The following is a 9,182-nucleotide window of genomic DNA, read 5'->3' as shown; positions in this document are numbered from 1 at the left end:
CAACGATCAGCCCACGCCCGACGGCCACCCTGTAACAGATGCAGTGGTCCGCTCACCGGCGGACAGTAGAGCAGGCCCCCACCGATGCCGGTGGGGGCCTGCTCTGTGGTGCGGGACCGGAACGATCAGCCCACGATCTTGCCAGGATTGAAGTTGCCCCCCGGATCCGCGGCGGCGAACAGGCTGCGCATGAGCTGCACGCCCTCGGGGGAGACGTCCTGCTCCATCCAGGGGCTGTGCTCGAGACCCACCCCGTGGTGGTGGGACAGCGTGCCGCCGGCGTCGATGAACGCCTGCTGGATCGCGCTCTTGATGACGGCGTACTCGCCGTGCGGGTCCCCGCCGATCTCGTACCCGAAGGTGAAGTAGAGGCAGGCCCCGGCGTGGTAGGAGTGGGACATGTGGGACATGATCCACCCGATCTTGCCCTGCGACTCGAAGGCCCGCTGCGCGGCCTCGTAGACCGCCTGGTGCACCGTGGTGAGCTTCGACCACGGTGCCGCCGTCTCGGACACGTCGCCGATGGTGTTCTGCTCGAGCAGGAAGTCGCGCAGGTACGGGGTGTCGAACTTCTTCTGGTCGTAGAGCGCGCCGGGGCCGGCTCCGAGCACCAGGGCGCCCTGCTTCTTGGCGATGCCGGCCACCGCCTTCTTCCGGCGCTCGACCTCGGGCTTGCTGCCCTCGAAGCACACGTAGGCGATGCACATGGCGTCGGTGTCCCAGCCGCGGCGCCGCATGAGCTCCCACAGCACGTCCTGGCCCTTCGCCGAGACCTTCTTCTTCAGGGTGGCGGGTGCCTTCTGGGTGGACAGGGAGAACGCGGTCTCGTGGGCGTCGGAGACGCGGGCGAACGTGGTGCTGACGCCGGACCGTGCGATCTCGCGCATGGCGATGAGCGCCTGCTGCCAGGTGGGGAACATGTACGCGATGACCTCGCGGTGCTCGGCGATGCGGTGCACCTGCACGTCCAGCTGGGTGATCACGCCCAGCCGGCCCTCGGAGCCGATGATCATCTCCCGCAGGCTCGGGCCCGTGGAGGTCGAGGGGAGGGGGCGCAGCACCACGGTCCCGCCGGAGCGCACCACGCGCAGGCCGCGCACGATGTCGGCGATGTCCCCGTACTTGTCGGACTGCATCCCCGAGGAGCGCGTGGCGGCCCAGCCGCCGAGGGTCGAGTGCGTGAAGGAGTCCGGGAAGTGGCCCAGTGTCCACCCGCGGGCGTTGAGCTGCTCCTCCATGTCCGGGCCCAGCACACCGGCCTGGATGGTGGCCAGACCCGAGGTCTCGTCGAGCGAGAGCACCTGGTTCATCCGCCCCAGGTCCAGGGAAACGATCGTTCGCTCTTCATGGGGGTCCGGCTGGAGGCTCCGGGAGATGCTCGTGCCGCCGCCGAAGGGAATGACCACGAGGTCGCGTTCCACCGCCAGCCGCAGCACCTGCGCGACCTCGTCCTCGGTGCCGGGATACACGACCACGTCGGGCACGCGCGCGAAGTCTCCCGCCCGGGTGAGCAGCAGCTCGGTGACGGACTTGCCGGCCCAGTGCACGATGCGCAGCTCGTCGTCGAGCGTCAGGTGCTCGGCTCCGGTGATGTCGGCCAGCGCGTTCAGGAGGGCGTCCTCGGCGCGGGAGGCCGGGACGCTCACCGTGGAAAAGTCGATGGTGTCACGCTGCCGGGGCCGCAGGTCCACGTCCAGGGCGTTCTTGACGAACGGGGCGAAGGCGGGCTTGTTCGCGTACTCGAAGTGAACGCCTTCCTCGCCCCACCCCCACCACTTCATGTGCTTCACGTGTGCCATCTGCGCAGTACTCTCCTGGTTCTCGGGGGGTGGCGGTGGGTCAGGCGTCGATGCGCGGGCGGTGCTCGGCGTAGAGCGCCCGCACCGAGGCCTCGATCCGGTCGTTGAACGAGGAGGTGGGCTCCTTCTCGCGGGCGGCCAGCGGCTCGCCGACGGCCACCACCACGCGGGGGCGGCCGCGGCGCGGCCAGCGGGCGCCGCGGGGCATCGCCTCGTAGGCCCCGATCAGCGCGACGGGGACCACAGGCACTCCCACGGCCTTGGCGAGGCCCGCCGCACCGATCTTGAAGGTGCCCATCTTCCCCGTGCGGGACCGTGTGCCCTCCGGGAAAATCAGCAGCGGGACCCCGGCCTTCAGCAGCTGCTTGGACAGCCCCCGGTTCGCCCCGGTCCCCGTCCGGTCCACCGGGAAGGCGTTGAAGATCAGCTCGGTGAACATGCGCTTGTGCGGAGCGGTGAAGAAGTAGTCCGCGGCCACCCCGGTCGCGAGGTCCCGGCGGATGCGCCGGGGCACCGAGCCCAGGACGAGCGGCGCGTCGAGGTGGCTCGAGTGGTTGGCGACCACGATGCACGCCCCCTCCAGGGCGTCGGCCGCGGGGTGCGTCACCACGGTGCGGCGGACCGTGCGGTACGCGAGGCCCTGCAGGAAGATCCGCTGGGCGATCCTGCGGGCGAGCCGGCGCCGCGGGTTGCGGAAGCGGTCGGGGCTCAGGTGCGCGGAGGACGCGGGCGGGGCCTCCGGTGCGGCCTCGGAGGAGGAGCCGGCGCTGCCGCCGTCGATGGAGCGCTGGACCGGGACGGGGTCGTGGGGGTCGCGGCGGGTCACGAGCCGGCCGCCCGTTCCTTCTGGCGGGCCGAGGCCACCAGGCCCGATATCCGGCGCACCGCGGAGCGCGGCAGGTGGCGCAGGGCGAACCCGAGGAGCCGATAGCGCCTGGTGGGCATCGAGAGCACCTTGCCGCGCGCGACGTCGTCGAGGGCCTCCTCGACCACGCGCTCGGGGCTGAGCCACATGAAGGAGGGGATCGAGGAACCGCTGATGCCGGCGCGCTCGTGGAACTCCGTGCGCACCCAGCCCGGCAGCAGGGCGGTGACGTGGACGCCCGTCCCGTGGAGCTCCACGGCCAGGGCCTCGGTGAACGCGGTCGTGTAGGCCTTGATCGCCGAGTACGAGCCCATCGTGACCAGTCCCGCGGTGGAGGAGACGTTGATGATCCAGCCGGAGCCGCGCGCCGTCATCGCCCGGGCCGCCGCCGAGGAGAGCACCAGCACGGCTCGGCACATCACCTCGAAGGCGCGGTCGTGGGCGCCCGTGTCCGGGTCGGCGAAGCGGGTCTTCACCGAGAACCCGGCGTTGTTCACGAGCACGTCCACGGGTCGTTCGGGGTCCTCGACCCGGGCGGCGACGCGGTCCACGTCGGCGCGGTCGGAGAGGTCGGCGGGCAGGACCTCGACCGGCACGCCGTGCTCCGTGCGCAGCCTGGACGCGACCTGCTCGAGGCGGTCCGCGTCGCGGGCCACCAGGACGAGTGCATTTCCCCGGCGGGCCAGGGCTTCGGCGAACGCGGCGCCGATGCCGGACGTCCCTCCGGTCACGAGAGCGGTAAGCATGAGATCTAGGCTACACTACGGTAGCCGTAGCGTAGCCGGGTGCGATCCGCTCGGAGGGCGCCGTCGTCGCCCGCCGGGCAGGGTCCGCCCGCAGCCCCCCGCCCGCTCAGCACCGGCGGCGGACCAGCACACCACCGGAGGAACACCGTTGACCGAGACCCCCACCACGCGCGTCCTGCTGACGGGAGCCACCGGCTTCCTCGGGCAGGCGGTGCTCGAACGGCTGCTGTCCGCCCACGAGGGTGTGCACGTCACCGCCGTCGTCCGTCCCAGGGGCAGCATCAGCGGTGAACAGCGGCTGCGGCAGCTGCTGCGCAAACCCGCGTTCCGCTCCTGGCGGGAGAGCCTGGGGGACGACGAGGCCAAGCGGGTCTTCGCCGAGCGCACCGCGGTGCTCGAAGGGGATCTCTCGGCGCTCGCGGGCATCACGGAGCCCTTCGACGTGGTGATCCACTCGGCCTCCACCGTGTCCTTCGACCCGCCCATCCATGAGGCCTTCAGCACGAACGTCGGCGGCGCCACCGGGCTCTACGACGCGCTCCTGGCCTCCGGGCAGGACCCGCACGTCATCCACGTCTCCACCTGCTACGTCGGCGGGATCGCCAAGGGCCTGCGCCCCGAGGCGCCCGTGGACCACGACGTCGACTGGGCCGCCGAGTTCGAGGCGGCCCAGCGGGCGCGGGACGAGGCCGAGATGGCCTCCCGCACCCCGGAGCGGCTGCAGTCCATCATCGACGACGCCACGGCGGACCACGGTAAGGAGGGCCCCAAGTCGGTGGCCCGCGCCGCGGAGGCCGCGCGCGAGGAGTGGGTCCGGACCCGCCTCGTCGAGTACGGGCGCACCCGGGCGCAGTCCCTCGGCTGGACCGACATCTACACCTTCACGAAGGCCCTGGGCGAGCGCGTCGCCGAGCAGAAGTGGGCGGGCGCCGGCCACCGTCTCTCCGTGGTCCGCCCGTCCATCATCGAGTCCGCGCTGCGCCACCCGTACCCCGGCTGGATCGACGGCTACAAGGTGGCCGACCCGCTGATCATGGCCTACGCCAAGGGGGCCCTGCCGGAGTTCCCGGGGCTGCCGGACTCCGTGCTCGACGTCATCCCCGTCGACTTCGTGGTCAACGTGATCGTGGCGCTGGCCACGGACGGGCACCGCGCCCCGTCGGGCACGGTCACCCCGGACGGGCAGGCGGACCCCGCCCCGGCGTACTACCAGGTCTGCTCGGGGGCCTCGAACCCGCTCCCGTTCCACCAGATGTACGAGAACGTCCGGTCCTTCTTCCTCGCCCACCCGCTCGAGGACGCCGAGGGCAAGCCCATCCGCGTGCCCGAGTGGAAGTTCCCGGCCAACAACGCCGTGGAGCGCTCGCTGGCGGTCAAGGAGAGGCTCTCCGCCGTGGGCGGCCGGATCACCTCGGCGCTGCCCGCCACCTCCCGCACCCGGGAGTGGTCCACCTCCCTGCACCGCATGCAGTCCGGCCTCGGGTCCCTGCGCACCTACGTGGACCTCTACCAGTCCTACACGCGCACCGAGATGATCTTCGACGACGCCAGCACGCGGCAGCTCAACGACTCGCTGCCCGCCGGCACGCCCGCGGACCGGACCTTCGACGTCCGGTCGATCGACTGGGCCGACTACTGGCAGAACGTGCACCTGCCGGCCCTGACCACGATGACCAAGGCCTACGGCCGGCTCCAGGCCGCGTCCAAACGGCGCAGCACCGCCAGGCGGGGCCTCAGCGAGGGCACGGACGTGCTGGCGGTCTTCGACCTCGAGGGCACCGTCCTGGACTCCACGGTCATCCGCCAGTACCTGCAGCTGCGCCGCCGGACGCTGCACCCCGCGAAGTGGCCCGCGGAGGTCGCCGACCTCGTCTCGAGCGCCCCGACCTACCTGAAGGCCGAGAAGCGGGACCGCGGGGAGTTCATCCGGGCGTTCATGCGCCGCTACCAGGGCGTGCCCGCCGGGACCGTGCGGGAGCAGGTGGCCGGTCCGCTCGGCCAGGACATGCGGCGCCTCCTGCGCCCCGGGGCCCTGACCCGGATCGAGGAGCACCGGGCCGCGGGGCACCGCACGGTGCTGGTCACCGGGTCCATCGACCTGCTCGTGGAGCCCATCGCCCACCTCTTCGACGAGGTCGTGGCGGGCCGGATGGACGAGCGCGACGGCGTGATGACCGGCTACCTCGCCGCTCCGCCCCTGGTGGACGAGGCGCGGGCCCAGTGGCTCAAGAAGTACGCCGAGCAGGGCGGCTACGACCTCACCCGCTCCTACGGCTACGGGGACTCCCACGCGGACGCCAGCTGGCTGCTGCTCATGGGCCACCCCTACACGGTCAACCCCGACCTGCCGCTGTACCGGCTGGCCAGGAAGAACCACTGGCCCATCGAGGACTGGAAGACCGCCTGAGCGCTCCGGCGGCGGACGGCGAGCAGGAGGGCACCGATGGGCGACGACGACCGGACCGATCCGCGGACCGTCACCACCGACAAGAAGATCACCGCGGCGGCACTCGCCCTCCTGCGTGAGGGCGGACCGCACCGGGTGAGCATCGAGGCGGTCTCGGCGGCCTCCGGCGTGGCCAAGACGTCGATCTACCGCCGCTACGCGAACAGCCTGGAAATGCTCGAGGGGGCTCTCGAGGACGCCGTGGCCACGTATTCACCGCAGGGGCCGAGCGCCCCGGCGAGCTGGGACGAGGGTCTCGCCGAGGCGCTGGACTTCCTGCTCCACGACATGGGCATCGGGGTGGCGGTCTCGCTGCTGAGCGACCCGGACTCGGAGACGTCCCGGATCCTGCGGGCGCACCTGGTCCGGCCGCGCGTGGAGCGGCTCAAGGAGCTCTTCGCCGCGGAGACGGCGGCGGGGCGGCTGAGTCCGGACCTGGACGTCGACGTCGTCCTGGACTTCGTGCTGGGCTCGGCCTACTCCCACGTGGCCCGGTACGGGAGTCTGGGCGAGGACTGGCCCCGGCGGGTGCACCGGACCCTGACCGGTGTGCTCGAGGCGCACCGGCCCTGAACCGTCCGGACCGGCTCCGGCTCAGAAGACCTCTCGCTCGTCCGGGCGCTGGGCCAGCTCCGAGGCCACGTAGTCCTCGACCGCGGTGTGCGTCGCCACGTCCTTGCCGGCGCGCTCGGAGAGGAACCACCGGTGCTCGAGCACCTCGTGCACGATCTCGGCGGGCTCGAGCTTGCGGCGCATCGGCGGAGCGACCGCCTCCATGATCGGGGAGAAGACCTCGCGCATCCACAGCTGGGCCACGAGCTCCTCGGGCAGGCCCGGATAGAGGTCCTGCCCCAGCTGCGCGATGTCGGTCAGCAGCCGGCGCGCCTGGTTCTCATGGGCGCTGAGGCCGGTGAGCCGCTGCAGGCGGCGGGTGTGGTGGCCGGGCTCCACGACCTGCGGGCGCAGCCGGATCCGCCCGTCGACCGTGTCCATGGAGGCCTCCTCGACGTCGAAGCCGAGCTCGTTGAGGCGGCGCACCCGCTCGACCACGCGCCAGCGCTCGTCCATGCTGAAGGACTCCTCGACCGTCAGCTCGCGCCACAGGAACTCGTAGGTGGCGACGAGCCGGTCGGAGACCTCGAAGGGGTCCACCACGTCCGCGATGTCGTGTCCCTCCTCGGCGGCCCCCGCGAGCAGGTCCATGATCTCCCCGGCCACGTTGGTGCGGGCCAGCTCGATGTCGTACCCCCGCTGGCCGCGGGTGAGCTCCGGGTGGATCTCGCCCGTCTCCGCGTCCACCAGGTAGGCGGCGAACGCTCCGGCGTCCCGGCGGAACAGCGTGTTCGAGAGCGAGACGTCACCCCAGTAGAAGCCCGAGAGGTGCAGCTGCACGATGAGCGACGCGAGGGCGTCCACGAGCCGCTCGACCGTGGCCGCGCTGGGGCCGGCGGAGAAGATGGCCCGGTAGGGTAGGGAGAAGCTCAGGTGGTCCGTCACCAGGGCGGCCGGGAGGGGCTCGCCCTCGGGCGTGTACCGGTCCGTGACCACGGAGTCCGGCACGACGGACGGGATGCCCATGCGCTGCAGCCGGCGCAGGGTGGCGTACTCGTGCCGGGCGTAGTGGGGGACGGTCTCCTTGACGGCGACGATCTTCTCTCCGGCGTGGGCGAAGCGCACGACGTGCCGGGAGATGCCGCGGGGAAGAGCGGCGAGGACGTCCTCCGGCCACTGCTCGAGGGGGGTGTCCCACGGCAGTTCCAGGAGCACAGGGTCCGGGAAGGCCGTCTGGATGGACACGCTCCCGGACCGTCCGCCGGGGGCGGGGCCGTCCTGGGGCGCGAGGGGGACATGTGGGGCCAGGGAACCCTTCATACCGGGTCATGGTAGCAACCGGGGTGATCCCGGTGTCCCCGCGGGGCCTCCCGCGCCGATCCCGGCGGTCGCTAGGGTGGTGAGGGTGTCGATCGAACAGCGCATCCATGCGCACTACGCCGGGCTCTCTCCCCAGGAGCAGCGGGCCGCCGACCTGATCCTGGACCACCTGGACGACCTCGCCCTGTACAGCTCGGCGGAGCTCGCGCAGATGAGCGGCGTCTCCCGAGCGACTCTCTCCCGGCTGTACCGGCATCTGGGCTTCGAGTCCTTCACCGACCTCCGGGAGACGGCCCGCACCCTGCGCCAGCAGGGCGTGCCTTTCGGCCCGGACGCCGACCCGGAGCTGAGCCAGCACCTGGAGCAGGAGCTGAAGAACCTGCGCAAGGTCCTGGACCCGGCGGGGGAGGACCGACCGGCACGGGCCGTGCGCGCCCTGGCGGACGCGGGGACGGTCCTGCTCGTCGGTCTGCGCAACAGCTACCCGGTCGCGCTGCACCTCAGGCAGCAGCTGCAGCAGGCGCGGGACCGGGTCCGGCTCGCCCCGCTGCCCGGCCAGACCCTCGGGGAGGAGCTCGTGGGCGTGGGCGAGGGCGACGTCGTCGTGCTGCTGGGCTTCCGGCGGCGCCCCCGCGGATTCGAGCACCTGGTCGAGGTCTGCGCGGCCACGGGGGCGCGGACCGTCCTCATCGCGGACAGCACGGCCCGGCGCCACGCGTCGGCCGTGGACCTGTGGATCGAGTGCCCCCTCGACGGCGTGGGACCGTTCGACTCCTACGCCGCGGCCATGAGCCTCGTGTCGGTGCTCGCCGACGGCGTGCTGGCCGCCGCGGGACTGGAGGGGCGACAGCGGGTGAGCCGCGCCGCCGAGCTCTACGAGGAGCTGGAGGAGCTGGACCTGCGCTGAGCCGAGTCGGTGGGGCCCGGTGCGCCGCAGGGAACCGTCGGCTAGAATTCGTCAGTTGGCTGATCAATCCGGGCCGGGAACGGTCCGGTCCGTACCGAAAGGAACCCGCCATGCACGATCCGCAGGCACTCGCCCAGGCCGAGACGCATCTCCTCCACGTGCTCGAGCACTCCGACCCGCCCCGTGACGCCAGCCGCTACAACGTGACGGCCGCCGCACGGGACTACCACGACCGCACCGGCAACTGGGACGTCCGGGACGCCGACCCCGAGCTGGTCGAGCAGGTGCTCGCCGACCACCCCGCCGGCGACTGATCCGGTCCCGGACGCGCCACGGCGCCCTCCCCGTCGGGGGAGGGCGCCGTGGCGTCGGTGCGCTGGGCCGGCCCGCTGACGTGCCGGCCCGCTGACGTGCCGGCCCGCTGGCGTGCCGGCCCGGGGGTTCAGTCGGGCAGGCGGGTGCCGGTGGTGGTGTCGAAGAGGTGCACGCGGTCCAGGTCCGGGGCGACCCAGATCCTCTGCCCGGCCCGGGGCGGGGTGCGGCCCTC

At 72.2% G+C, this 9,182-nt stretch carries 8 protein-coding genes; 4 read left to right on the top strand and 4 right to left on the bottom strand.

Features of this window, described 5'->3' with window-relative positions; genetic code table 11:
• Nucleotides 1-125: 125 nt before the first annotated feature.
• From ACYVM4_RS15665 to ACYVM4_RS15655, 3 genes are read right to left on the bottom strand one after another with little or no spacing between them, the layout of a single operon-like run.
• On the bottom strand, nucleotides 126-1,799 hold the full coding sequence (locus ACYVM4_RS15665) for an FAD-binding oxidoreductase (protein WP_460669125.1): 1,674 nt from the start codon (nucleotides 1,797-1,799) through the stop codon (nucleotides 126-128).
• Nucleotides 1,800-1,839: 40 nt separating this feature from the next.
• Nucleotides 1,840-2,625, bottom strand: coding sequence for a lysophospholipid acyltransferase family protein (locus tag ACYVM4_RS15660; RefSeq protein WP_368823553.1), 786 nt, complete (start codon nucleotides 2,623-2,625; stop codon nucleotides 1,840-1,842).
• On the bottom strand, nucleotides 2,622-3,410 hold the full coding sequence (locus ACYVM4_RS15655; protein ID WP_460669124.1) for an SDR family NAD(P)-dependent oxidoreductase: 789 nt from the start codon (nucleotides 3,408-3,410) through the stop codon (nucleotides 2,622-2,624). Before ACYVM4_RS15655 ends, ACYVM4_RS15660 begins: the two co-directional genes overlap by 4 nt.
• A 148-nt stretch (nucleotides 3,411-3,558) precedes the next feature.
• Here ACYVM4_RS15655 and ACYVM4_RS15650 point away from each other — a divergent pair, with 148 nt between their 5' ends.
• Both ACYVM4_RS15650 and ACYVM4_RS15645 read left to right on the top strand, forming a co-directional pair.
• Nucleotides 3,559-5,817 carry an HAD-IB family hydrolase gene (locus tag ACYVM4_RS15650; protein ID WP_368823551.1) on the top strand — a complete coding sequence of 753 codons (2,259 nt, stop codon included), beginning with the start codon at nucleotides 3,559-3,561 and terminating at the stop codon, nucleotides 5,815-5,817.
• A gap of 36 nt (nucleotides 5,818-5,853) precedes the next feature.
• Nucleotides 5,854-6,429, top strand: coding sequence for a TetR/AcrR family transcriptional regulator (locus ACYVM4_RS15645; protein WP_460669123.1), 576 nt, complete (start codon nucleotides 5,854-5,856; stop codon nucleotides 6,427-6,429).
• A gap of 21 nt (nucleotides 6,430-6,450) precedes the next feature.
• Here ACYVM4_RS15645 and ACYVM4_RS15640 read toward each other — a convergent pair whose 3' ends face one another.
• The gene (locus ACYVM4_RS15640; RefSeq protein WP_460669122.1) at nucleotides 6,451-7,728 is read right to left on the bottom strand and encodes a DUF4032 domain-containing protein; all 1,278 of its coding nucleotides are present in this window, start codon (nucleotides 7,726-7,728) and stop codon (nucleotides 6,451-6,453) included.
• Between the two features lie 85 nt (nucleotides 7,729-7,813).
• Between ACYVM4_RS15640 and ACYVM4_RS15635 the strand changes: the two genes are divergently transcribed.
• Complete coding sequence (locus tag ACYVM4_RS15635) at nucleotides 7,814-8,635, top strand: MurR/RpiR family transcriptional regulator (protein WP_368823548.1); 822 nt, start codon at nucleotides 7,814-7,816, stop codon at nucleotides 8,633-8,635.
• Nucleotides 8,636-8,745: 110 nt separating this feature from the next.
• Nucleotides 8,746-8,949 carry a hypothetical protein gene (locus ACYVM4_RS15630; protein ID WP_368823547.1) on the top strand — a complete coding sequence of 68 codons (204 nt, stop codon included), beginning with the start codon at nucleotides 8,746-8,748 and terminating at the stop codon, nucleotides 8,947-8,949.
• The last annotated feature ends 233 nt before the right edge of the window (nucleotides 8,950-9,182 follow it).

Source organism: Kocuria himachalensis (genome assembly GCF_054784195.1).
The sequence above is the reverse complement of the archived record's forward strand: the minus strand, read 5'-3'. Positions and strand labels throughout refer to the sequence as shown.

What these genes read in the sequence shown, in the direction of transcription:
- ACYVM4_RS15630 (WP_368823547.1), top strand. Translation starts at nt 8,746, where the DNA reads ATGCACGATCCGCAGGCACTCGCCCAGGCCGAGACGCATCTCCTCCAC.
- ACYVM4_RS15665 (WP_460669125.1), bottom strand. Translation starts at nt 1,799, where the DNA reads ATGGCACACGTGAAGCACATGAAGTGGTGGGGGTGGGGCGAGGAAGGC.
- ACYVM4_RS15640 (WP_460669122.1), bottom strand. Translation starts at nt 7,728, where the DNA reads ATGAAGGGTTCCCTGGCCCCACATGTCCCCCTCGCGCCCCAGGACGGC.
- ACYVM4_RS15645 (WP_460669123.1), top strand. Translation starts at nt 5,854, where the DNA reads ATGGGCGACGACGACCGGACCGATCCGCGGACCGTCACCACCGACAAG.
- ACYVM4_RS15655 (WP_460669124.1), bottom strand. Translation starts at nt 3,410, where the DNA reads ATGCTTACCGCTCTCGTGACCGGAGGGACGTCCGGCATCGGCGCCGCG.